Source organism: Bradyrhizobium sp. P3_C3 (assembly GCF_056402655.1).
Genome location: NZ_JBFUGY010000050.1, coordinates 24,873 through 46,824, shown reverse-complemented (window position 1 = coordinate 46,824; position 21,952 = coordinate 24,873). Strand labels below are relative to the sequence as shown.

The window sequence follows — 21,952 nt, the reverse complement described above, 5'->3', positions numbered from 1 at the left end:
GACGCGCAAAATCATCGCGGAAGGTGCAACAGGCCGTTAAGACCAAAGTGAGAGCTTTGCTCCGATTTGGAGCAAGCCGATGGTCACGGACCGCGAACTCGGCAAGACGCGCCTTCCGCTCTGGGCGGGCGGATTCGTCGTGCTGATCTGCGTGGCGATCCTCGGCTTGAGTGTCTGGCGCGAATGGGAAACGCACAACGCCGATCTCCGGAATGCCGAGACCGACGTCGCCAACCTCGCGCATTCCCTGGTCCAGCACGCGGACGACACGTTCGAGCTTGCCGATACGATCCTGGTCGGACTGGTCCATCGCCTCGAACTCGACGGAACCGGCCCGGACACGATCGCGAAGCTCCAGACTTACCTGCCGACCCGCAAATCATCGGACCGCATCCGCGGCATCTTCGTCTATGACGAAACCGGCCGATGGCTTGCCACGACCGAGCATGTCGACTTCTCCAAGCTCAACAACAGCGATCGCGAATATTTCCGGCAGCACCGAGATTCCCCGGCGAAGGACACGCTGATCGGGCGGCCCATCAAGAGCCGCGCCGGCGGCCAGTGGATCATCACCGCGTCACGCCGGATCAACCACCCCGACGGCAGCTTTGCCGGCGTCGCGCTGCTCACGATCGACGTCGCCTATTTCGCGAAATTCTACGAGCGCTTCGACGTCGGGTCGAACGGCTCGGCATCGCTGCTCAACGGCTCCGGTATCATGCTGGCGCGCAGCCACGACGAGAGCGGCGCCTTCATCGGACGCGACCTCTCCAACGCGCCGCTGTTCAGGGAATGGAAAAGCCGTCCGGCGGCAGCGGTCTACTATTTCAAGTCGCCGCTCGATGGTGTGCAGCGGCTGAGCTACTACCAGCGCAGCAGCCGCTATCCGCTGATGGTGCTGGCGAGCAAGTCGCAGGACGACGTGCTGGCGCCCTGGCGACGCGCGGCAGCCGCACGCACGGCCTTTGTGCTCGGCCTCGTCGCGCTGATCGCGGTGATCGGCTTCTACCTGGTCCGCCAGCTCTGGCAGCGGCAGCGAATGGCGCAGGCCCTGGTCGCGAATGAAGCCCATTTCCGCCTGCTCGCCGAGCAATCCAGCGACATGGTATCCCGGATCGGGCTGGATAACCGGCTGCTCTACGTCTCGCCCTCGTGCGCGCGCATCACCGGCTGGTCTCCCGAGGAACTGCTCGGCACGTCGGCGGTGGCCGGTATCCACGCGGACGACATGGAGCGGGTCGAGCAGGCCATCGCATCGCTGAAGAACGGCGAGGCCGAGGAAGCGCGGTTCGTCTATCGCCAGCGCCATCGCGACAAGGGCGATATCTGGGCCGAGGCGGCCTTGCACGTGACCCGAGCCTCCGACAGCGGCGAGGTCGACGGTGTCGTCGCGGTCGTGCGCGACATGACCGAGCAGAAGGACTTGCAGGACAAACTGGCATCGCTCGCGACCACCGATGGCCTGACCGGCCTTGCCAACCGCCGCGCGTTCGACGAACGCCTCGCGGAGGAATGGACGCGCGCCCGGCGCGACGGCACGCAGATCTCGCTCCTGTTGATCGACGTCGATCAGTTCAAGAAATTCAACGATCATTACGGACATCAGGCGGGCGACGGACGCCTGCGCGCACTCGGCCGGATCCTGTCCGCTCAGGCTAGGCGCCCGGCTGACCTCGCGGCGCGCTACGGCGGCGAGGAATTCGCCGTTCTGTTGCCGAACACCGGCCCGGATGGTTGCGCCGAAGTCGGCGAAGGGATTCGCGAGGCACTGCACGACCTCGCCATGCTGCATACGCAAAATCCGCCCTCCCGGCTGGTTACGGCAAGCATCGGCGCTGCGACAAGCCTTCCATCTCAGACCGCGCYGGACTGCAACACGCTGGTCGCCGGCGCCGACCGCGCGCTCTACTCCGCCAAGGACAGCGGCCGCGACCGTATGGTGATGTCGGGACAGGTCGTGCCCTGGCCCGCGAAGAGCGCGTGACGAATCCTGCCAGACGTAGCGAACGCCGCCCTTTCCTGCGTAGCTGGCAAGCGCGGCTAACGCGGTGTGCACATGCGGCGCATCGGCGCGCGCCAAATCCCGCCCACCATCGCTTGCGCACTGATTTCTGAATGGCTACATCCCGAGGCGATGTTGGGGGGCCGCCGGACTTCGACGATCGAGTCCATGCGGTGGGGCCTCATCGTGGGGCAATGCAGACGAGACGGCCGTGAACGAGACCATGCCGGCGGACATCCCGGGGCGCGGGGTGGACGCGCTGAGACAGTTGCGCGCCATGACGGCCGACATCTGCGATGTCGTTCCGCTCACCACGGAGGACGACTTCCATGTCACCACCGTGACGATGATGACCCGCAATGCGTTGCTGGTCGATACGCGCGCGACCGATCAGGAATACGACCGGACGCCTGCACACGTCGCCCGCGGTGCGATGGATCACTTTCAGATCACCTTGTGTGTCGAAGGCGAGATGCGGTTCAGCTCGGGCCGGCGCGAGGTGACGATGGGGCCCGGCGCCATCTGCCTGATCGACATGGCGCAGCCGAACCGGACCGTGTTGCGCGGCGGCGGCAGTCGTACCCGCCTGATGGCGATCATCCTGCAACGCGCCATGCTGGCACCACGGCTTGCTCATCCGGATTCGGCCACGGCAACCTTGCTGCCGTCAAACCATCCTCATACCCGCCTGCTTGCCAGCCATTACGCGGCGCTTACGCTGCCACCCGAGCCCGAGGCGGGCAGCGCCGAGGCCACGATCGACGCGATCGCCGACATCGTTGCCGCGGCCGCTGGCGGGACCGCCGACATTGCGGCCGGAGTCGAACGCGCCGAGCGGCATCTTTATCTTGCGATGATCAAGCGCCGCATCGCGGACAATCTCGAGACCGACGCGCTCACCGCAGACGAGTTGTGCCGCCACTTCCAGATTTCGCGCGCGACCCTCTATCGGCTGTTCGAGGCGGATGGCGGGCTCTCACACTACGTGAGGGAGCAGCGCCTCAATCTCGCTTTCCGCCAGCTGATATCGCCGTCCGCGGAGGACACGCGGCTGATCGACCTCGCCGTCGGCATGCGCTTCAGCAGCGATTCCACCTTCATTCGCGCATTCCGCCGCAAGTTCGGCTTGACGCCGGGCGAACTGAGGGAGCTGGCCGACAATTGGCTCCGCGAGACCGGTGCGGTCCCGACCATCGACACGGTGCTGCATCAACTGGCCCGCCGCCGCACCTCGTAGCCATGAAGCTGCTACGCTCGACACCAGTATCGCAACGTTCGGCCCTTGCGCCCGGATTTGTCGCCGGCGTTCCAGTGGGATATGACTTCGAGCACGGCCGGATGTTTCGGTCCGGCCGGGAGCGTTCCCGTGCCTGACGAGATCAAGCTTGTCCTCTTCGACATGGACAATGTCCTCTGCGAATACGACAGAGGGAGGCGCGTCGCGTTTCTGGCGGAGCTTGCGGGGACCACCAGTGAGTTCGTCTACAAGGCGATCTGGGAGAGCGGATTCGAGCTTCTCGGCGACTCCGGCACGCTCGATGCCGCCGACTATTTGCGGGGATTTGGCGAGCGCATCGGCTATCCCCTGTCGCTCGATGAGTGGGTGGAGGCACGCCGCCGTTCGATGAAGGCCGATCGCGCGATGCTGGAGATTGCGCGCCGCCTGCATGAGACCATCGACGTTGCCGTCCTGACCAACAATACCACGCTGGTCGCCGACCATATCGACACGCTGCTGCCGGAATTGCGTCCGCTGTTCGGCTCCCGCATCTACACGTCGGCCCGGTTCAAGGCGGCCAAGCCGGACCCGCGCTGCTATCGCCTCTGCCTGTCGGAGCTACAGGCGACGCCGCAGACCGTTCTGTTCGTCGACGACCTCGCGGCAAATGTCACCGGCGCGCGGGAAGCGGGCCTCTTCGCGCATCATCACACGTCGGTGGAGGCTTTCCGGCAGGCCCTTTCGGCGCACGGCCTGCTCAGGGACGGATGAACGGGCGCACCGCCTCGCGCGACGTCAGGCGAGGTGGCACGCCACGAAGTGCCCGCCCGCCCCTTCCTTCAGCTCGGGTGCGCTTTCCGCGCAGCGCGGCTGGGCGATCGGACAGCGAGTGTGGAAGTGGCAGCCGGATGGCGGCTTCATCGGGCTCGGCACGTCGCCCTTGAGGCGAATGCGTTCACGCTTGAGCTTGGGATCGGGCACCGGCACCGCCGACAACAGCGCCCTGGTGTAGGGGTGCTGCGGATTGCGGTAGAGATCGCTCGCTTTCGCCAGCTCGACGATCCGGCCGAGGTACATCACGGCGACGCGGTCGGAGATGTGCTCGACCACCGACAGATCGTGCGCGACGAACAGATAGGTGAGGTTCAGCTCGGCCTGGAGATCCTCCAGCAGATTGATCACCTGCGCCTGGATCGACACGTCGAGCGCGGATACCGGCTCGTCGCAGACGATCAGCTTCGGCTCGACCGCGAGCGCCCGCGCGATCACGATGCGCTGGCGTTGGCCGCCCGAGAATTCGTGCGGGTAGCGGCGCATGTGCTCGGCCTTGAGGCCGACCTTCACGAGCAGGCTGGCGACGCGCTCCTCGCGCTCCTTGGCCGACGACCCAAGCTTATGGATGATCAGGGCCTCACCGAGGATGGCGCCGACCGTCATGCGCGGATTGAGCGAGGCGAACGGATCCTGGAACACCAGCTGCATGTTCCGCCGCATCGCGCGCAAATCATTGCCGCTGAGCTGGCGCACGTCCTGGCCGTCGAACACGACCTCGCCGTCGGTCGGCTCGATCAGGCGCAGTACGCAGCGGCCGGTGGTGGATTTGCCGCAGCCGGATTCGCCGACGAGGCCGAGCGTCTCGCCGCGGTTGACCGAGAACGAGACCCCGTCGACCGCATAGACGCTACCGACCTGGCGCGACAACAGGCCGCCGTGCACGGGGAAATATTTCTTCAGGCCGCTGACGCGGAGCAAGGGCTCGGTCATGCCGTGCCTCCCAACTGCGTATCTCCCAAATGACAGGCCATGCGGTGGCCGGGCGCGATCTCGCGCAGCAGCGGCTCCTTCTCGGTGCAGACGTTCATGGCAAACTTGCAGCGCGGGGCGAAGCGGCAACCGACCGGCGGATTGATCAGGATCGGCACCGAGCCGCCGATCGCTTCGAGCCTTGTCTTGTGCTCGCTGTCGAGATCGATGCGCGGGATCGAGCGAATCAGCCCCTGGGTGTAGGGGTGGCCGGGATTGCCGAAGAGGTCGTCGACGAGCGCTTCCTCCACCACCTTGCCGGCATACATCACGACGACGCGCTGCGCGGTCTCGGCGACGACGCCCATGGCGTGGGTGATCAGCATCACCGCCATGCCGAAGCGCTCCTTCATGTCCTGCAGGAGGTCGAGGATTTGCGCCTGGATGGTGACGTCGAGCGCGGTGGTCGGCTCGTCGGCGATGATCAGCTTCGGCCTGCAGGCGAGCGCCATCGCGATCATCACGCGCTGGCGCATGCCGCCTGAGAACTGGTGCGGATAATTGTGCACGCGGCCTTCGGCGTTGGGGATCTGCACCAGCTTCAGCATCTCGATGGTGCGCTCGAGCGCCTGCTTCTTCGTCACCGCTTCATGGCGGCGCAGGCTCTCGGCGATCTGCTCGCCGATGGTGAGCACCGGATTGAGCGAGGTCATCGGCTCCTGGAAGATGAAGCCGATCTCCTTGGCCCTGATCTCGTCGAGCTGACGGCTCGTCAGCGGCACGAGATCGCGGCCCTCGAAGATGATCTGGCCCGCCGCGATGCGGCCCGGCGGCATGGCGATCAACTTCAGGATCGACATCGCGGTCACGGTCTTGCCGCAGCCGGATTCGCCCACGACACAGAGCGTCTCGCCCTTGTTGATGGAGATGTCGACACCGTCGACGGCCTGCAGGATGCCGTCGTCGGTCGAGAAGTGGGTTTTCAGCCCTTTGATTTCCAGCAGCGGCGCCATCAGATCACCCGTCGCGCATCGAGCGCGTCACGCAAGCCGTCGCCGATGAAGTTGATGGCGACCACCGCGATGAAGATCGCGCCGCCCGGAAACAGCGCCCAGTGCGGGCCGATGTCGAGGAAATCCTTGGCGTCGTACAAGAGCCGGCCCCAGGTCGGCGTATCCGGCGGGAAGCCGAGGCCGAGGAAGGACAGCGTCGATTCCGCGATGATGGCGGCAGCCACGTCGATGGTGCCGGCGATGATCACGGGACCGAGCGCATTGGGCAGGATGTGCCGCACCACCTGGCGCACCGGACTTGCGCCGAGCGCACGGGCGGCCTCGACGAACTCCTTCTCGCGGATCGACAGGAACTGGGCGCGCACCAGCCGCGCGACCGGCATCCAGCGCAAGCCGCCGATCACGAGCACGATCAGGATGAAGATGCCGCCCTCGGGACCAAACATCTGCTTCAGCCCGTCGCGGAAGAGATAGATCAGCAGCAGCAGCAGCGGAAGTTGCGGCAGGGACAGGAAGAGATCGGTGAGCCACATCAGGCCGTGACCGAGCGCGCCGCGCGACATGCCGGCGAGCGCGCCGATCAGGACACCGATGAAGACCGAGACCAGCATCGCGGCAAGGCCGACCGCGAGCGAGATGCGGCCGCCATAGATCATGCGGGCCAGGATGTCCTGCCCGAGATCGTCGGTGCCGAACGGATGGGCAAGCGACGGCCCCTGCATGCCCGCCACGATATCGATGTCGTCGATCTTGACCCGCCAGACGAAGGGGCCGGCCACCACCGCCAGGATCAGAATGAGGAGCAGAAACGCACTGACCACGGCGAGCTTGTGGCGGCTGTAGCGCCGCCACATCTCGCGCCAGGGCGAGTAGACGCGCCGCTCAGCGGAGGGAGATGCGAGGGTCAAGCCAGCCATAAAGGACGTCCGCGATGAGATTGAACAGCACGACAAGGCACGCGAAGACGAAGGTAACGGCCATCACCACCGGCGTGTCGTTGGAAAGGATGGAGGAGATCAGTAGCGAGCCGATGCCGGGGATGCGGAAGATCTGCTCGGTGACGATGGCGCCGCCGAACACGGCCGGCATCTGCAACGCAATCAGGGTGACGACCGGGATCATGGCGTTGCGCATGACGTGCTTGACGATGACCGTGGCCTGTCCGAGGCCCTTCGCGCGCGCCGTGGTGACGTAGTCGAGCCGGATCACGTCGAGCATCGCCGAGCGAACGAAACGCGTCATCGACGCCGCCTGAAACAGACCGAGCACCGCCACCGGCATGATCGCCTGCCGGATCATCTCCAGCACCCAAAGGATGCCGGTGCCCTTGATGTCGGTCGTATAGACGAAAGGCAGCCAGTCCAGCGTAACCGAGAAGATCAGGATGAACAGGATGCCGGTGAAGAAGGTCGGCAGCGAGAAGCCGACGAAGGCGAGCGTGTTGGCGATCTGGTCGAACAGCGAATAGGGCTTTGTCGCCGCATAGACCCCGACCGGGATCGCAATCAGGAGCGCCAGAATCTGCGCCGAACCGATCACGTAGAGCGTCGCCGGCAGACGCTGGAGGATCAGCGTGTCGACATTCATCCGGCTGACGAAGGAGAACCCCCAGTCACCGTGCAGCATGGCGTTGAGCCAGTGCAGGTAACGGAGGTGGATCGGATCGTCGAGGCCGAACTTGGCCCGAAGTGCGGCCTGCACCTCGGGCGGGACGTTCGGGTTCGTCGCCAGTTCCGAGAACGGATCGCCTGGCGCAAGCGCCAGCACGACAAACAGCACAACCGAGATTCCGAGAAGACTCGGAATCGCGATCAGGAGGCGACGCAGGACGTACTGACTCATAGGGAAAGACCCCGTCTAGAGCTGGGGGATCATTCCTCGCGGTACCAATCGTGCAGATTGTCGGTTTCGTTGGCCCAGCCGCTGATGATCGGGCGCAGATTGTTGGCTGCCGCTTCCACCTTTAGGCGATGCTGCGCCGGGATGAACACGGTGTCCTGGAACATGAGGTCGTTGGCCTTGATATAGTGCGCCGCGCGCTTGACCGGATCCATTTCGCCTTCGGCTGCTTCGATCGCTGCGTCATAGTCCTTGTTGACCCAGCGCGGGAAGTTCGTGCCCTGCCACTTGTTCTCCTTCGTGGCGACGTTGGTCGACAGATAGCGGCGCATATGCTGAGACGGATCCGGCTGGCTCAGCGGGATCTGGAACATCTGGAGATCGGCGTAGAAATGCGCGTAGGTGTCGGGGTTGGCGACATCGGAGGAGAAGAACACGGACGCCACCACCGACTTCAGCTCGACGTCGATGCCGGCCTTCTGACAGGCCTGCTTGACGATCGCCTGGGTCTTCTGACGCGGTCCGTTGATCGAGGTCTGGTACAGAAGCTTCAGCTTCTTGCCGTCCTTCTCGCGGATGCCATCCGCGCCGGGCTTCCAGCCGGCGTCGTCGAGCAGCTTCGAGGCCTTCTCGATGCTGAATTCCCAGGTCGTGTTCTTGGAGACGAATTTCTCGGGACCATTGAGGAAGTTGGCGGTGGTGCGGCCGGCGCGGCCGTAGATCGCCTTCTTGATGGACTCGCGGTCGACCAGCATCGACAGCGCCTTGCGTACCGCCGGATCGGAGAACAGCGGATGCTTGGTCTTCATCGAGGAGCGCTCGCCATCGACCTCGGTGTTCGGATCGGTGAAGTTGAGCGCGATGAATTCGGTGTCGCCGCCCACGGCATAAACGGTCTTGCCCTTGCCGCCCTTTTCGAGGCGCAGCAGCACGTCGTCCTCGACCTGGATGTTCCATCCGAAATCATATTCGCCGGTCTGGATCACCGCGCGCGCCGCAGAGACGGCGTCGCCGCCGCCCTTCATCTCGACCGTGTCGAAATAAGGCCGGTTCGGCATGTGGTAATCGGGATTGAGCTGGCCGCGGACGAGATCGCCCGGCTTGAACTCGACGAACTTGTAGGGGCCAGTGCCGACCGGCGAGAGGTTGGTGGGCGCCTCCCGCGATTTGGACCCCTTGTAGTCGGCGAACAAATGTTTGGGGATGATGGTGTTGGGAGCCCCGACAAAGGCGTCGGCCCAGAACGGCGTCGGCTTGTTGAAGAGGATGCGAACCGTGAGGTCATCCACCTTCTCGACCGTGATGTCGCGGAGCGTCGCGATGGTCAGGGCGGAGGTCGCGGGATCCCTGGCGTATTCCCAGTTGAACACGACGTCATCGGCGGTGAACGGCTTGCCGTCATGCCATTTGACGCCTGGTTTGAGCTTCCAGGTCACCGACTTGCCGTCGGCGGCGAGGCCGCCGTTCTGGATCGAGGGAATTTCGGCCGCCAGAACCAGCTTCATGTTGCCGTCGGGATCCCAACAAGCGAGGGGCTCGTAGAACAGGCGCGCGCCGTCCTGGTCCTTGGTGCCGGTGGCGAAATGCGGATTGAGCAGGGTCGGCCCCTGCCACCACAGCAGCTTCAGCGCACCGCCGCCGCCGCGCTTGGTCGGCTTGTAGGTCTGGGCACCTTCCGCCATGGCGACGCCGCCGAGCGCGAGGATCTGGTTGGCGAGGGGTGCGGTGAGGCCGACCGCGGCCATACGCATGATGAAGGCACGGCGGTCCATCCGGCCGTCCTTCACGTCACCAATCATCGAACGCAGTTCTTTATCCAGCATGGTTGTCCCCCGTCTGGTTCCCGTATGGATGCAGGCAGCCGCACCGCGGCCGCCGGGTTTTTGCTGGCGGTAGATGGCACACCGAATAGGCCGCGCGTCAACTGCGACCATGTGTATGCAAACGGTGTTCTGGCTGTCTGTTGGGCAAAACTCTGTTCCGCAGCCCAAGCGTTCGGCAATCCGGCGCTAAATCGCGCCGGAATCCACGTTGCACTGCGGAAAATTTGTTCGCGGCATCAGACGAAGTATCGAGGCGAAATTCTACGCCACGGACATGGTCAGCGGCGGCGCGACGTGGTCCGGCAGCGGACAGACGTAAGGTGTCTTGGCGGTCCGCTTCTGCAAGTCCGCTTTCGCGGCCTTGATCAGCTCCGGATCCGTCAACGCCTTGATGCCGATCCCGGCCATCGCCTTCGCCGCCTGCACCATGGCCTTATGAGCGTGTCCGCTCTTGCCCTGCGCCACCACCTGCCAGGTGTGGAACGGCGTGCCGATTGCAACCGTGGGTGCGTGAACCTGCACGGTCGGCACCACCCAGCTCACGTCGCCGACGTCGGTCGAGCCGACCAGCGGGTTGCGCTTGGCATCGAGCGGCACCAGGAAGTCGGCCAGCGGCCGATCAGTCGGCTCCATGCCGATCGCGTAATAGACCGACGCGATGTCCTTGTCGCTCAACGTGGCGCGGATCTGGCTGGCAAAGCCCTTGTCGGCGTCGTCGAAATGCGGCGGCCCCAGCTCTTCCATCACCTGGTGCAGCGCCTGCTCCAGCGGCGTATTCGGCAGGATGTTGGAGACCGCGGAGATGATCTTCATCTCGACCTTGGTCTCGGTCATCAACGCCGCGCCTTCTGCGATCTTGCTGACGCGTCCGACCAGCTCGTTCATGCCGGGCAGATCGCGGGCGCGGATCGAATAGCGCACGCGCGCATGCGCCTGCACCACGTTGGGAGCGATGCCGCCGGTGTCGAGCAGGGCGTAATGCACGCGGGCGTCGCTCGGCATGTGCTCGCGCATGTAGTTCACACCGACATTCATCAGCTCCACGGCGTCGAGCGCGGAGCGGCCGAGATGCGGCGACGCCGCCGCATGCGAGGTGCGGCCGGTGAAGATGAAATCCGCACGCGTGTTGGCGAGCGACGGCGTTACCGCGACTTCCCAGAAGCTGTGCGGATGCCAGGTGATGGCGATGTCGGCGTCTTCAAACACGCCCGAGCGCACCATGAAGGCCTTGGCTGCGCCGCCCTCTTCCGCCGGGCAGCMGTAATAGCGCACGCGGCCGGGCACCTTGTTCTCGGCGAGCCAGTCCTTCATCGCGGTTGCGGCGAGCAGCGCCGCGGAACCAAGCAGATTGTGGCCGCAACCGTGGCCATGGCCGCCGGTCTCGACCGGACGGTGCTCGGCGACGCCGGCCTCCTGGCTAAGGCCCGGCAACGCGTCATATTCACCCATGAAGGCAATGACCGGACCGCCCTCACCCCACTCGCCCATCACCGCGGTCGGGATGCCCGCGACGTTCTCGGTGATACGGAAACCCTGGTGGCGCAGCTCGGCGAGATGCTCGGCGGCGGACCGCGCCTCTGTGTAGCACACCTCGGGCATGCCCCAGACCCTGTCGCTGAGGTCGATGAAACGCGCCTTGATCGTGTCGACGCCACGCCAGATGTCGCTGCGATTATCCATGCTTCGGTCCGTGATCTCTTGGTCAAACGAAGCGGCAATGGTTAGCAGCTTCATTGCACCCCGCCTAGCACGTCGCGGGACAGCAGCCATGCGGCCGGTGCTGGATCGCGCGGCCGCTTGCCACCTGTGCGGGCGTCCTGTGCCTGTCGAAGATTTCACGCGGCGATCTCCGGAATAGTTGGGAACGAGGCTTTCAAGACGGCCTCCTCCAGCCTAAATTATGAGTGCTTCGCGCGTCGTTCCGCCGGCCAAGGCGGAGCAATGCTCTCAGCCAGGAGAACTCCATGCCCGCCCTGACCGAATGGAGAGTGCCGCCGGCCAATCAGCCGCGCGCGAGCGATTACGGTTTCGATCTCGACCGCTCGCTCGCGTCCGTCGTCGGCCTGCACGCCATCATCCCGCCCGACGCCTTCAGTGCCGAAACGCTGGGCACCGAACGCGCCGGCAACGGCGTCGTGATCGACAACGGGCTGGTGCTGACCATCGGCTACCTCATTACCGAGGCGGAATCAGTGTGGCTGCATCTCGCCGACGGGCGCGTCGTCGAGGGGCATGCGCTCGGTTTCGATTCCGTCACCGGCTTCGGCCTCGTGCAGGCGCTCGGTCAGCTCGACGTCGAACCCTTGCCGCTCGGCAACTCGGCGAAAACAAGGGTCGGCGACCGCGTCGTGGTCGGCGGCGCCGGCGGGCGCACGCGCTCGGTCGCGAGCCAGATCGTGGCCAAGCAGGAATTCGCCGGCTATTGGGAATATCTGCTGGACGAGGCGGTGTTCACCTATCCCGCACATCCGAACTGGGGCGGCACGGCGCTGCTCAACGAGCGCGGGGAGTTGATCGGCATCGGCTCGCTGCAGCTCGAGCGCGAACGCGACGGCAAGGCCGAGCACGTCAACATGATCGTGCCGATCGATCTGTTGAAGCCGGTGCTCGACGATCTGCGCAAATTCGGCCGCGTCAACAAACCGTCGCGGCCCTGGCTCGGGCTCTATTCGACCGAAATCGACAACCGCCTGGTGGTGATCGGGATCTCCACCAACGGCCCGGCCGCGCGCGCGGAGCTGAAGACCGGCGATGTCATCCTTGCAGTGGACGGCCAGGAGGTGACGAGCCAGACCGCCTTCTACAAGAAGATGTGGGCGCTCGGCGCCGCCGGCGTCGACGTGCCGCTGACCGTGCATCATGAAGGTGTCACCTTCGACGTCACGGTGACGTCGACCGACCGCTTCAAGCTGCTGAAAGCGCCGAAGCTGCACTGACACCACCGAACTGACGCAAGGAAGCGGCGATGACCGAGGCCGTCGTTGACGACATCGTGACCGTACTGCCGCCGCTGCTCAACGCGCTGGAAGCACTCGGCTTCTTCACCCGGAATCTGCATCCGCCGGCCTTTGCCTCGGTGATGAATGCGATCGGCACGCCCGACGAGGCGCTGCGAGCGGCGCACGCTGCGATCGGCGCCTGGCCCGAGCAGTTCACCGGGCTGCGCGAGCGGCTCGACCGCGCCTGCAACGAGACGCTCGCCGCCTTTGCCGGCATACGCGAGGTCGAGCGCGGCAATGGCGATCTCGTCGCGGTCTTCCGCGCGCTACGCCATCTGCCTCGTGCACAGGAGGCGCTGTATCCGCTGTCGACCCAGTTTCCGCCGGTGAGCGGCTTCTTCCTCAATGCCGCCAATCGCGAGAATGACGATCTGCTGACGCGGCTGGAAGCCGGGGCGGGCGAACACACCGGCATCTTCCACGACCACAACGAGCCCGGCAGCCGCGGCGGCTTCTCGGTCTATGTGCCAGAATATTATTCGCCGGAGCGCGCCATGCCGCTGGTGATGGCGCTGCATGGCGGCAGCGGCAACGGCCGCGGTTTTCTCTGGAGCTGGCTCCGCGACACCCGCAGCCTCGGCGCGATCCTGGTGGCGCCGACCGCGACCGGCCCGACATGGGCGCTGATGGGCGACGATAGCGACACGCCGAACCTCATGCGCATTCTCGACACGGTGCGCAGCCGCTGGACCGTCGACGGCTCGCGCCTGCTGCTGACCGGCATGAGTGACGGCGGCACGTTCTGCTACGTCACCGGGCTCGACGGCGCCTCGCCCTTCACGCATCTCGCGCCGGTGTCGGCGACGTTCCATCCGCTGATGGCGGAGATGGCGGACGCCGTGCGCCTGCAGGGACTGCCGATCTTCATCACCCACGGCAAGCTCGACTGGATGTTTCCGGTACAGACCGCGCGTCAGACGCAGGCGGCCCTCTCCGCTGCCGGCGCCGACGTCACCTATCGCGAGATCGACGACCTCAGCCACACCTATCCGCGCGAGATCAACGCAGAGCTGCTGGAGTGGCTGAACGGCGGATGAACGGGTCGTCCTTATCTGCGCCGTACTGCCGCGGAACCATCACTCCGGGCCGACGTTATCGCCCGTCACCGGAGGTTCGCAGATGCAGACGTTTTTCGGAATGATTTTGGGCGCGCTGCTGCTCGGTTGCGGCGTGTACGTCTATGACTCCATGCAGACGTCGTCGGTCGCCAATGGCGAGGTCGCGACGTCCAATCGCACCATCGTGAACTGGGACGTCGCCAAGGCCGATTGGGATGCGCTGCGCGATCGCGCGCACAAGGACTGGGTCCGCATCTCGTCGAAGTAACGACGCGATATCACGAACAAGGCGCCGTCGCGGGTCCGCGGCGGCGCCTTTGTGTTGACAGCGATCGATCCGGCTCGCGTCAGTTCATCTTGGCCTTGCGGGCATCGGCGATGACCTGCTCGAACTCGGTCATGCTGAGCACGCCCGGCACGCGGTACTTGCCGACGATGAAGGAGGGGGTACCGCTGAAGCCGAAGGCTTCGGCCTGCTCGTTGTTGCGCTTGAGGACGGCGTCGATGTCCTTGGCGCGGTCGGTGAGATCGCGCTTCAGGCGGTCCATGTCGACGCCGGCGGCCGCGAGCAGCTCGTTGATGCGCGGCTCTGTCAGGCGCGAGCTGACACCCATCATGGCGTCATGCGCCTGATGGTATTTGTCCTGGAATTTTGCCGCGAGCGCGATCCGCGCCGCGGTGACCGAGACCGGCCCGAGGATCGGCCAATCCTTCATCACCAGCCTGACCTTGCCGTCGTCCTGGACCACCTGGCGCAGCTCCGGCTCGAGCTTGCGGCAATAGGGACAGTTGTAGTCGGACCATTCGATGATGCTGATGTTGCCGTCGGGATTACCGGCGACGGGAACATCGGGGTCGCGCAACACCTTGGCTTCGGTCAGCACCTCGTCATCGGCGGCGGCCGCGCGCGCAGACGTGATCCGACCTGCCGCAAGGGCACCCGCCCCGATCAGCGTCAGCGCCGCACGCCGCGTCGCCACGAGGCCCTTGTTCCTGAATCCAGCCATATCTCGTCCCGTTTCGGTCCCATCGCTGCAAATACGGTTCGCGACCGGGAACTGTTGCGCGTCATATAGAGCGTTGCGGGCGCGATGTCATCGCCATGCTAGGCGCGGATCGCCGCCGGCGCTGGCGAAGCCGCCGCGCGGGGCAGCATCGCCATCAGCGTCCCGGTCATGGTGGCGATCAGCGTGGTGTTGCCCTCATGCTCGGCAAAGGCCCTGGCCCCGCAGAAGGTGAGCGTGCGGCCGGGCTTGACCACCTCGGCCTTGAAGACGAAGCGCGTGCCGCGGGCGGGTGCCAGCAGCGTGGTCTTGAACTCGACGGTCAGGATGTCGGCCTCGCGCGGCATCAGGGTGAAGGCGGCGACGCCGCAGGCATTGTCGAGGCCTGCCGTGATGATGCCGGCATGGACAAAACCGTTCTGCTGCGTGAAGGCCGCCGAATGCAGCATGGCCAATTCGACCTCGCCCGGCGCGAGGCGGACGATCACGATGCCGAGCGTGCGCATCGCCGGCTGGCCGTCGAACATGGCAATGGTAGCAGCGCGATAGCCCGGATTTTTCGGCTCGAACGCGGCCATGGCTCAGGCCTCGGCCGGCTCGGCAAGATGCTGCAGAGCGACCGCGCGGATCGCATCCGTGAACGGCGCCGACTTCCGCTGGCTGCGGTCCATGTGCACGCCGGTGGTGTCGCAGAACGCGGCGATCTCGCCGGTCTCGGCATTGGTCATGTCGTGCCGGAAGCGGATCGACTTGTCGCGGACCTCCAGCAAATGGCTGCGGATCTCGACGATGTCGCCGGCGAGCAGCTCCCGCCTGTAGGTGATGTTCTGCTGCACGGCGGCCATGCCGCGGCCGGAAGAGCGCAGATAGCTCGGCGTCAGCCCGAGGCGGGCGAACAGATTCCAGTTGGCCTCGTCGAATTTTCCGACATACCACATGATGTTCATGTGGCCGACATGATCGCACTGCCACGGATAGACCGTGCCGCGATAGGTCGCCTCCTGCATCGCAATTCCTCCTGCCGTTTTTCCGCCCTCTGATCATTGATACGGTAGCGTATCAACGCCTCCGCGCGTTAGCAATACGGTACCGTATCAAGAACCGGTGAGGCTTCCTTCATGAACGACGGCAAGGGCGATGTCTGGGTCGAGGCAGGGTTTACCGAGCTCGCCCGCTCGGGGGTCGAGGGTGTCAGGGTCGAGGTGCTCGCCAAGAACCTCGGCGTCACCAAGGGCGGCTTCTACCGCCGCTTCGCCGACCGTGCCGCGCTGCTCGATGCCATGCTGGAACGCTGGCGCGAGGGACGTGCGGCGTCAATCGCGCAGCAGACAAGCCTCGATGGGCAAGAGCCCCGCGAGCGGCTGAAGGCGGTGATCCAGCTCTATTCCGAGCGGCTCAATCCGGAGGGCATGGCGATCGAGCTCGCGATCCGGCAATGGGCCCGCTCGGACGAAAACGCCGCCGCGGCGGTCGCGAGCGTGGACGCGGCGCGGCTCAAGCACGTCGCCGAGCTTTATCGCGCGACCGGCCTCGAGGCCGAGGCGGCCGAGGCGCAGGCCTTCCTGTTCTATTGCTTCATCTTCGGCCAGAGCTTGCTGTTCGTCGAGCGCGGTCCACGCAAACGCTCGCAGCTCGTGGCGAAGTCGGCCGAGAAGCTGCTCGACTAGCGAAATGGCCGGAGCTTTGCTCCGGCCATCGCATCATGTCGAAGCTCAGGCGGCGCCCTTCAGCTTCTTGTTGCACTCGCTGTAATAGCCGCCGCCCTTCTCGATCCACTTCATGCCGCCATTGCCGTTGGTGGTCTTGTTGGCGTTGTACTGGTCGACGCAGGTGTGGAGGCGGGCCTTGCCGGCGGTCTCCTTGGCGTATTTCGGGTCGACCGCATTCGGATAGATTGCGGGTCCGGCCGGCAGGGTTGGCGCGGCAGCGGGGGCGGCCTCCTTCTTCGCCTGCTTCGGCTCGGCAGGAGCGGCGGGCGCAGCCGGAGCAGCGGCGGCCGGCGCGGCGGCAGGCGTCGCATCCGCTCCGCACTGGGCCTTGCGGAAGTCATTCCACTTCGTTGTGCCAAGCGAGCCGTCCTTCTTGGCGGCCTGGTATTTCGCGCTGCACTCCTGCGAGGTCAGCGCCTGCGCCGGCGCGCTCGCGACCAGCGCGGCAAAGCCCGTCAATGCAACCGCACACAGCAATTTTGATTGAATGGTCATCCTTGGTCCTCCTCCTTGGTCTTCCCCGACGGAAGCGAAACGAGGATTGCTATCCTAGCGTGCCGCCCGGCCGCGACAAGGAAGCGATGGCGCCTGCCGCCAAAATATAGTGATCCCCCGGCTCGGATTATTCATGTCGCGTTCAGCAAGGCGAGCCGACGTTCCCAACCCTCCGCAATCTCGCAAGAGTGCACCACCATGACCTTCACGTCTCGCCTCGCCATCGTCGCCCTGACCTCCCTGCTCGCCACCGGCACCGCCTTCGCGCAGACCGCCGCGCCGGCTGCCAAGACCGACGCCAAGACCACAACTGCCGCCGCCCCCGCCGACAAGAAGGCGTCGAAGGAGCGCTCGGCGGAGTCGCTCGAATGCTCCAAGCAAGCGGACGCCAAGGCGCTGAAGGGCAAGGAGCGCAAAAAATTTCGCCGTGAGTGCATGAAGGAAGCGAAGGCCGGCACCGCCGCCCCCGCCGCCCCCGCCGCCCCCGCCGCCGACAAGAAGTAAATCCGTCACACTACGGCTCGCGAGCATCCGTGAGAGGCGCGCGCATTGCGGCATGACGAAGCTGCAATTGTGTGCCTCTCGCTGATTTGCGATAAGGTGGCGTGAAGCAAATCACCGCCTCCCTGCCGTTCGAATGGCCAAGCCGTGCCAAGATCTTGAGCACGGTGGAGACGCTCGTCATCGGCACCGTCGGCGGCCTCGTGTTTCTGGTCGCCGGACTTCCCGGGGGACTGATCTCGGGCTCGATGATCGCGGTCGGGATCGCCGCGATCGCCGGCCGCCAGCTGGCGCTGCCGCCGATCCTGACCCAGACCGTGCTGGTGCTGCTCGGCATTTCACTGGGCTCGGTCGTCTCGCGCCACCTGCTGCAACAGGTCAGCGCCTATCCCCTCACCATCGGCCTGCTTGCGCTCGCGACCTTCTGCTCGACCTTCGGCTCGAGCTATTACCTCCAGCGCATTCATGGCTGGGACCGCACCTCGGCCTTCCTCGCCGGCAGCCCCGGGGCGCTGTCGCAGATCACGATCCTGGCGGTCGAGCGCGGCGCCGACCTGCCCGGCATCGCGGTGGTGCAGACCATGCGCGTCATCATCCTCACCGCGGCGCTACCGATGGTGCTCGCGTTCGCGGGCGTGGCGCCCTCCGTCGCACCGTCGCTGACGACGACGATCGCCTCACCGCTCGAGCTCGTGGAGCTGGTCGCGGCCTCGCTGGCCGCGGCGCTCCTGCTGCGGCTGATCAGGTTTCCGGCGAGCTGGATGTTCGGCGCGATGATCGCCTCCAGCGTGCTGCATGGCGCAGACTGGGTCGAGGGCGGCCTGCCGAACTGGGTGCGCGGCGTGGCGTTGATCGGCATCGGCGCATTGATCGGCAGCCGTTTCGCGCGGATGCGGATCAAGACGCTCGCCGGCCACATCCATGCGGCGCTGGGCTCGTTTGCCGTGGCCATCGCCGTCTCCGCCATCTTCGTCGGCATCATCGCGCTCACCGCGCAGGTGAAATTATCGGATGTCGTCGTCGCCTTCGCGCCGGGCGCGATGGATGCGATGCTGGCGCTCGCGCTCACGCTGCACATCGACCCGATCTTCGTCGGCGCCCATCATTTGTCGCGCTTCGTGTTCGTGACGATCGCGACCCCGGGCATCGTGCACCTGTTCGGCCGCACGCAGGACGATGTGGATGATTAGCGAAGCGCCGCAGTCGTAGCGGAGCTCCGGTCTCGTAGGATGGGCAAAGGCGCGCTAGCGCCGTGCCCACCATGCTCCCGCACTATCGCTAAAAATGGTGGGCACGCTTCCGCCATCGCTCTTCGAGCTACGGCGGACAAGTCGCTTTGCCCACCCTACGGCGCTTGCCTAGCGCTTCGCCGTCCGCAAAAATCCCCACGCCGCGATCGCGGCCATCAACAGCGAGATCAGCACATTGTAGCCGGCGAGCGAGAGACCGAGGAAACGCCACTGCACCTCGTCGCAGCGCACCACCTTGACGGTATCGAGCTTGGACAGCAGGTCGGCGGCATTGCCGAGATTGATGACGGGACCGGAGCAATCGGTCGGGCCCTTCCAGAACCCCCATTCGACGCCGGAATGGTAGGTGCCGAGGCCGGCATTGGCGAGTGTCGCCAGCGCGAGGATCGCAAGGCCCGCGAGCAGCAGCGGCCGCGGCGCCCCGCTCCGCGCCGCAAGCGCCGTGAGCACACCGACCGGGATCGCGAAATAATAGGCGTAGCGCTGCTCCAGGCACAGCGGACAGGGCAGGATCTCCAGCACGAGCTGGAAGAACCAGGCGCCGGCGATGGTCGCGGCGGCAATCAGCGTGACGAGCACCGAGGCAGTCAGCGCGGGACCGGTCCCAGCCGGCCTGAATGCAGGTATTGCGGCACTCTGGGTCGTCACGGCAGCCTCTTCCGATGGGGTCGCTTTCTTAAGGCTCTAACCCCGGCCCAGGCGGCTGTCGAGAACGGCCGGGATCACTTTGGCGCGGGTTGACCCTGCCCTGTCCATGGCTATAGTCCGCCCGCTTTGCGAGGCCCTTTCCAGGGCCGACCGGGAGCCCCTGTGGCGGAATTGGTAGACGCGCTCGACTCAAAATCGAGTTCCGCAAGGAGTGCTGGTTCGATTCCGGCCAGGGGCACCAAGGAAAAAATCATAATAATAACAATAACTTAAGTAGCTGGTTCGATTCCGGATTTGTCCGGAAAGCTTTCGCGACGCATTGAAAATACAAGCAAAAGCCCACTGCAGCCGTCCGATTTGCTGGCATTTTTGCTGGTATCGCCAAGCCAACCGCGCCGCGACGAATTCGCTATTCCGAACGACGGAATCAAGCAGATGGCCGCAAGAATGATCGCGCGGGTGCCAACCCAGAGCAGATCTGACTATAGTGGAGACTTTCGCCGGCGGAGCGCCGGCGAGGACGGCGAAGACGCTGTTGAGACATGAACCGACCACGCGTCGTACGCGACGCTGGTTGACGAGCACGGGCACGCGGACTCTCTGATCGCACGCGCTCAGAAACGGATGGAGGCGACGCTCGCGAGCGGGTTCAATCTCAGGGAGCTTGCGTCCAACCTCGCCGTCAGCGAGCGAACGCTGAACCGGCGCTTCAAGCAGACCATAGGCTTGGCGCCGCTCGAATACCTTCGGAATCTCCAAATCGAAATCGCGAACCGTCTTTTGGATCGAGACCGATCGCGCTCAAAGAAGTCAGCTGCCGCGTCGGATATTCGATTGATGACTGCGAGCACGAACCAGAGTTGCGGTGCGTGGGCGCTCCCATCCGCAACAGCACCGGTCGCCGTCGCGGCGATCAGTGTGAGTGAGTCGACTCGCGCGTCACGCCGAAACGGGTGCCCGGGCTCGCATGGGCCGTGATGACCCATGCCGAACTTCTATCGATCCGACTCGGGTATCAGCCTGACTTGCAATGCTGGATCATCGCCGCTGTTGCGGGGCGCACCCCCATCAAAAAGCGTCGGCAGACCACGGCAAGCACAGCCCACGATGAACGGTCTGTTTGATGGGTTTGCGGAGGCATGCAGGTCGCCACCCGGCTTAGCTTCCGCGCCTTCCCGACACCGGTGGAAAGAACACATCTTGCCATGTAGCCGGCGGTGCCTTCAGCAGCCCCTCCGTCGTCGACCATCCTTGCCGCGGCGTGGACACCTTATGTAATGATCGCAATCGAGCTGTTCGGACCGTCGCGCTGCATCGAGCGGCCAACGCTCTGCGGCTGCTCGACGGTCGACATAGCTGCGACGAAAGCGCTCAGGTCTGTGCGACGGGAATTCGCGAGATCTTCGTTGACTCCACAGAGTGCGAGCTTTCCCCAGCCCTCTTCAGACCGAAATTGTAGTTCAGGTAGTAATACTTTCTGTTGGTGGCCCGACCGTCCGCTTCTTCGCCGGGATTACGAAGCACGAATTCCCGGACCAGATCGTCCTTCACGCCGAAGACGACATCGGAATCGAGGTACTGGTCGCCTGCGACGAAGATGTGTGTCACCAACTGCTCGAAGCCCGGGGCGGAAATCATGAAATGTACGTGTGCCGGCCGCCAAGGATGCCGGCCCTGTGCCTTCAGCATTTCGCCGACCGGGCCGTCGTGCGGTATCGGATAGGCTGCGGGCTTGATCGACCAAAAACTAAATCGACCGCTGGCGTCGGTGCGAAAGCGGGCCCTCATCGCCAGCCCTCCGATCTCGCTGAGTTGCTGCACGTCGTAATTGCCATCCTCGTCGGAATGCCAAACGTCGACCCACGCGCCAGAAAGGGGGAGACCGTCGACGGTCGAGACCGAGCCCGTGACGAAAAGCGGATCGCCTTCAATGCCGTTGGAGATGTCCTTCCCCAATTCTATCTCCGGAGCGTCCTGCACGAAGAACGGACCGAGCACCGTGCTTTCGGTGGCGCCGTGCACTGAAGAATGATTGATCGCGTCGATGAGCATCGAGACGCCCAGCGTGTCCGAGAGCAGAATGAACTCCTGGCGTTTGTCGTCGCACATGTGACCGGTCCGCGTAAGAAAGTCGATGCCGTATTCCCATTCCTTTTGGGTGGGACGCACCTCGCGTACGAAAGCATGGAGGTGTCGCACCAGGGCTTCGCTGATCTGTCGAACGCGGGCATCGGTCGCGCTCTGCAGCCGCTCGAGCACCGCATCGGTGATCGTATTTTCGTTGAAATTGCGCATTGTCACTCCGTGGGTCGCGTTCGTTTTGTTCGGCGGAAGAGAGCATGTCTCCTAAGACATGGCGGGCGGCTCGCCTGCCCAGGCACGCGCGAATAGATCTCGGATTGCGTCGCGCTCAGGAGGACGGGGATTCCAATTGGCGTCGAATCGCAAGGCCCGCCGCACGATCGATACCGTCAACAGGCGGTCGATCCGCGGGTTGCTCGGCCTTGGGCATCGCGGAGGACGCCACGGCGCCTTGTAGTTCATAGAGATCGAGTAGAGTCAAAGTCCGAAGTGTCCGGATCTGATCGATGGCAGGAAATCACTGCCGGCTCTTGATGGAAGAGAGCCCTCGACGCTCGGGCTTTCGCC

General features: G+C 64.8%; 22 protein-coding genes, 1 tRNA gene and 1 pseudogene. 11 read left to right on the top strand and 13 right to left on the bottom strand.

The features are described 5' to 3' along the window. The first annotated feature begins 79 nt into the window (after positions 1 to 79). The 3 genes from AC1DW2_RS37360 to AC1DW2_RS37350 all read left to right on the top strand — a co-directional run bounded on the left by AC1DW2_RS37360 (position 80) and on the right by AC1DW2_RS37350 (position 3,992). A complete protein-coding gene (locus tag AC1DW2_RS37360; protein WP_477008472.1) occupies positions 80 to 1,984 on the top strand; it encodes a sensor domain-containing diguanylate cyclase in 1,905 nt (634 codons plus the stop codon). Positions 1,985 to 2,213: 229 nt separating this feature from the next. Then, positions 2,214 to 3,239 (top strand): helix-turn-helix domain-containing protein, encoded by a 1,026-nt coding sequence (locus tag AC1DW2_RS37355; protein WP_247313366.1) that lies wholly within the window; start codon positions 2,214 to 2,216, stop codon positions 3,237 to 3,239. Positions 3,240 to 3,368: 129 nt separating this feature from the next. Beyond that, positions 3,369 to 3,992, top strand: coding sequence for an HAD family hydrolase (locus AC1DW2_RS37350; RefSeq protein WP_477008471.1), 624 nt, complete (start codon positions 3,369 to 3,371; stop codon positions 3,990 to 3,992). A gap of 24 nt (positions 3,993 to 4,016) precedes the next feature. Here AC1DW2_RS37350 and AC1DW2_RS37345 read toward each other — a convergent pair whose 3' ends face one another. The 6 genes from AC1DW2_RS37345 to AC1DW2_RS37320 form a co-directional block, all read right to left on the bottom strand. Then, positions 4,017 to 4,985 (bottom strand): ABC transporter ATP-binding protein, encoded by a 969-nt coding sequence (locus AC1DW2_RS37345; RefSeq protein WP_071909320.1) that lies wholly within the window; start codon positions 4,983 to 4,985, stop codon positions 4,017 to 4,019. Then, positions 4,982 to 5,977 (bottom strand): ABC transporter ATP-binding protein, encoded by a 996-nt coding sequence (locus AC1DW2_RS37340; RefSeq protein ID WP_014491616.1) that lies wholly within the window; start codon positions 5,975 to 5,977, stop codon positions 4,982 to 4,984. Before AC1DW2_RS37340 ends, AC1DW2_RS37345 begins: the two co-directional genes overlap by 4 nt. Next, complete coding sequence (locus AC1DW2_RS37335; protein ID WP_014491615.1) at positions 5,977 to 6,894, bottom strand: ABC transporter permease; 918 nt, start codon at positions 6,892 to 6,894, stop codon at positions 5,977 to 5,979. Before AC1DW2_RS37335 ends, AC1DW2_RS37340 begins: the two co-directional genes overlap by 1 nt. Next, positions 6,860 to 7,819: an ABC transporter permease gene (locus AC1DW2_RS37330; protein ID WP_477008470.1), complete on the bottom strand. Its 960-nt coding sequence runs from the start codon at positions 7,817 to 7,819 to the stop codon at positions 6,860 to 6,862. The genes AC1DW2_RS37335 and AC1DW2_RS37330 overlap by 35 nt, the downstream gene beginning before the upstream one ends. A 29-nt stretch (positions 7,820 to 7,848) precedes the next feature. After that, entirely contained in the window at positions 7,849 to 9,639 is a 1,791-nt protein-coding gene (locus AC1DW2_RS37325) for a peptide ABC transporter substrate-binding protein (RefSeq protein WP_071909319.1), read from the bottom strand. A 261-nt stretch (positions 9,640 to 9,900) separates the two neighbouring features. Continuing rightward, positions 9,901 to 11,319, bottom strand: a complete 1,419-nt coding sequence (locus AC1DW2_RS37320; RefSeq protein ID WP_477008469.1) for a M20 family metallopeptidase — start codon at positions 11,317 to 11,319, stop codon at positions 9,901 to 9,903. A 284-nt stretch (positions 11,320 to 11,603) separates the two neighbouring features. Between AC1DW2_RS37320 and AC1DW2_RS37315 the strand changes: the two genes are divergently transcribed. The 3 genes from AC1DW2_RS37315 (at position 11,604) to AC1DW2_RS37305 (ending at position 13,964) form a co-directional block, all read left to right on the top strand. After that, entirely contained in the window at positions 11,604 to 12,575 is a 972-nt protein-coding gene (locus tag AC1DW2_RS37315; RefSeq protein ID WP_477008468.1) for a S1C family serine protease, read from the top strand. A gap of 29 nt (positions 12,576 to 12,604) precedes the next feature. Continuing rightward, positions 12,605 to 13,675, top strand: coding sequence for a carboxylesterase family protein (locus tag AC1DW2_RS37310; protein ID WP_477008467.1), 1,071 nt, complete (start codon positions 12,605 to 12,607; stop codon positions 13,673 to 13,675). Between the two features lie 82 nt (positions 13,676 to 13,757). Then, positions 13,758 to 13,964: a hypothetical protein gene (locus AC1DW2_RS37305; protein ID WP_085401909.1), complete on the top strand. Its 207-nt coding sequence runs from the start codon at positions 13,758 to 13,760 to the stop codon at positions 13,962 to 13,964. Positions 13,965 to 14,043: 79 nt separating this feature from the next. Here AC1DW2_RS37305 and AC1DW2_RS37300 read toward each other — a convergent pair whose 3' ends face one another. From AC1DW2_RS37300 to AC1DW2_RS37290, 3 genes are all read right to left on the bottom strand, one after another. After that, the gene (locus tag AC1DW2_RS37300; protein WP_028147336.1) at positions 14,044 to 14,703 is read right to left on the bottom strand and encodes a DsbA family protein; all 660 of its coding nucleotides are present in this window, start codon (positions 14,701 to 14,703) and stop codon (positions 14,044 to 14,046) included. Positions 14,704 to 14,801: 98 nt separating this feature from the next. Next, on the bottom strand, positions 14,802 to 15,278 hold the full coding sequence (locus tag AC1DW2_RS37295) for a PaaI family thioesterase (protein WP_477008466.1): 477 nt from the start codon (positions 15,276 to 15,278) through the stop codon (positions 14,802 to 14,804). 3 nt (positions 15,279 to 15,281) lie between these two features. Continuing rightward, positions 15,282 to 15,707: an acyl-CoA thioesterase gene (locus AC1DW2_RS37290; RefSeq protein ID WP_477008465.1), complete on the bottom strand. Its 426-nt coding sequence runs from the start codon at positions 15,705 to 15,707 to the stop codon at positions 15,282 to 15,284. A gap of 111 nt (positions 15,708 to 15,818) precedes the next feature. On the opposite strand from AC1DW2_RS37290, the gene AC1DW2_RS37285 reads away from it, so the two are divergent. Next, positions 15,819 to 16,367 (top strand): TetR/AcrR family transcriptional regulator, encoded by a 549-nt coding sequence (locus tag AC1DW2_RS37285; RefSeq protein WP_028159202.1) that lies wholly within the window; start codon positions 15,819 to 15,821, stop codon positions 16,365 to 16,367. A 45-nt stretch (positions 16,368 to 16,412) separates the two neighbouring features. Here AC1DW2_RS37285 and AC1DW2_RS37280 read toward each other — a convergent pair whose 3' ends face one another. Next, on the bottom strand, positions 16,413 to 16,904 hold the full coding sequence (locus AC1DW2_RS37280) for a hypothetical protein (protein WP_063985822.1): 492 nt from the start codon (positions 16,902 to 16,904) through the stop codon (positions 16,413 to 16,415). A 198-nt stretch (positions 16,905 to 17,102) separates the two neighbouring features. Here AC1DW2_RS37280 and AC1DW2_RS37275 point away from each other — a divergent pair, with 198 nt between their 5' ends. After that, positions 17,103 to 17,408, top strand: coding sequence for a PsiF family protein (locus AC1DW2_RS37275; protein WP_477008464.1), 306 nt, complete (start codon positions 17,103 to 17,105; stop codon positions 17,406 to 17,408). A gap of 101 nt (positions 17,409 to 17,509) precedes the next feature. Further along, positions 17,510 to 18,595 carry an AbrB family transcriptional regulator gene (locus tag AC1DW2_RS37270; protein WP_063985824.1) on the top strand — a complete coding sequence of 362 codons (1,086 nt, stop codon included), beginning with the start codon at positions 17,510 to 17,512 and terminating at the stop codon, positions 18,593 to 18,595. Between the two features lie 168 nt (positions 18,596 to 18,763). Here the strand turns inward: AC1DW2_RS37270 and AC1DW2_RS37265 are convergent, their stop codons facing one another. Next, complete coding sequence (locus AC1DW2_RS37265) at positions 18,764 to 19,303, bottom strand: disulfide bond formation protein B (protein ID WP_063985825.1); 540 nt, start codon at positions 19,301 to 19,303, stop codon at positions 18,764 to 18,766. A 156-nt stretch (positions 19,304 to 19,459) separates the two neighbouring features. On the opposite strand from AC1DW2_RS37265, the gene AC1DW2_RS37260 reads away from it, so the two are divergent. Beyond that, positions 19,460 to 19,544, top strand: a tRNA-Leu gene (locus tag AC1DW2_RS37260). A 383-nt stretch (positions 19,545 to 19,927) separates the two neighbouring features. Then, a complete protein-coding gene (locus tag AC1DW2_RS37255) occupies positions 19,928 to 20,281 on the top strand; it encodes a helix-turn-helix domain-containing protein (RefSeq protein ID WP_477008463.1) in 354 nt (117 codons plus the stop codon). 393 nt (positions 20,282 to 20,674) lie between these two features. On the opposite strand, the gene AC1DW2_RS37250 is transcribed toward AC1DW2_RS37255, so the two are convergent. Then, positions 20,675 to 21,598: an intradiol ring-cleavage dioxygenase gene (locus tag AC1DW2_RS37250; protein WP_477008462.1), complete on the bottom strand. Its 924-nt coding sequence runs from the start codon at positions 21,596 to 21,598 to the stop codon at positions 20,675 to 20,677. 51 nt (positions 21,599 to 21,649) lie between these two features. Further along, a pseudogene (locus AC1DW2_RS37245) lies at positions 21,650 to 21,782 on the bottom strand (maleylacetate reductase); the annotation flags it as partial. Positions 21,783 to 21,952 lie beyond the last annotated feature (170 nt).

Bases quoted from the DNA above. Each gene is read 5' to 3' on its own strand.
- AC1DW2_RS37300 (WP_028147336.1), bottom strand. From the start codon at position 14,703: ATGGCTGGATTCAGGAACAAGGGCCTCGTGGCGACGCGGCGTGCGGCG.
- AC1DW2_RS37345 (WP_071909320.1), bottom strand. From the start codon at position 4,985: ATGACCGAGCCCTTGCTCCGCGTCAGCGGCCTGAAGAAATATTTCCCC.
- AC1DW2_RS37250 (WP_477008462.1), bottom strand. From the start codon at position 21,598: ATGCGCAATTTCAACGAAAATACGATCACCGATGCGGTGCTCGAGCGG.
- AC1DW2_RS37335 (WP_014491615.1), bottom strand. From the start codon at position 6,894: ATGGCTGGCTTGACCCTCGCATCTCCCTCCGCTGAGCGGCGCGTCTAC.
- AC1DW2_RS37290 (WP_477008465.1), bottom strand. From the start codon at position 15,707: ATGCAGGAGGCGACCTATCGCGGCACGGTCTATCCGTGGCAGTGCGAT.
- AC1DW2_RS37330 (WP_477008470.1), bottom strand. From the start codon at position 7,819: ATGAGTCAGTACGTCCTGCGTCGCCTCCTGATCGCGATTCCGAGTCTT.
- AC1DW2_RS37285 (WP_028159202.1), top strand. From the start codon at position 15,819: ATGAACGACGGCAAGGGCGATGTCTGGGTCGAGGCAGGGTTTACCGAG.
- AC1DW2_RS37295 (WP_477008466.1), bottom strand. From the start codon at position 15,278: ATGGCCGCGTTCGAGCCGAAAAATCCGGGCTATCGCGCTGCTACCATT.
- AC1DW2_RS37310 (WP_477008467.1), top strand. From the start codon at position 12,605: ATGACCGAGGCCGTCGTTGACGACATCGTGACCGTACTGCCGCCGCTG.
- AC1DW2_RS37305 (WP_085401909.1), top strand. From the start codon at position 13,758: ATGCAGACGTTTTTCGGAATGATTTTGGGCGCGCTGCTGCTCGGTTGC.
- AC1DW2_RS37255 (WP_477008463.1), top strand. From the start codon at position 19,928: ATGGAGGCGACGCTCGCGAGCGGGTTCAATCTCAGGGAGCTTGCGTCC.
- AC1DW2_RS37340 (WP_014491616.1), bottom strand. From the start codon at position 5,977: ATGGCGCCGCTGCTGGAAATCAAAGGGCTGAAAACCCACTTCTCGACC.
- AC1DW2_RS37275 (WP_477008464.1), top strand. From the start codon at position 17,103: ATGACCTTCACGTCTCGCCTCGCCATCGTCGCCCTGACCTCCCTGCTC.
- AC1DW2_RS37280 (WP_063985822.1), bottom strand. From the start codon at position 16,904: ATGACCATTCAATCAAAATTGCTGTGTGCGGTTGCATTGACGGGCTTT.
- AC1DW2_RS37315 (WP_477008468.1), top strand. From the start codon at position 11,604: ATGCCCGCCCTGACCGAATGGAGAGTGCCGCCGGCCAATCAGCCGCGC.
- AC1DW2_RS37325 (WP_071909319.1), bottom strand. From the start codon at position 9,639: ATGCTGGATAAAGAACTGCGTTCGATGATTGGTGACGTGAAGGACGGC.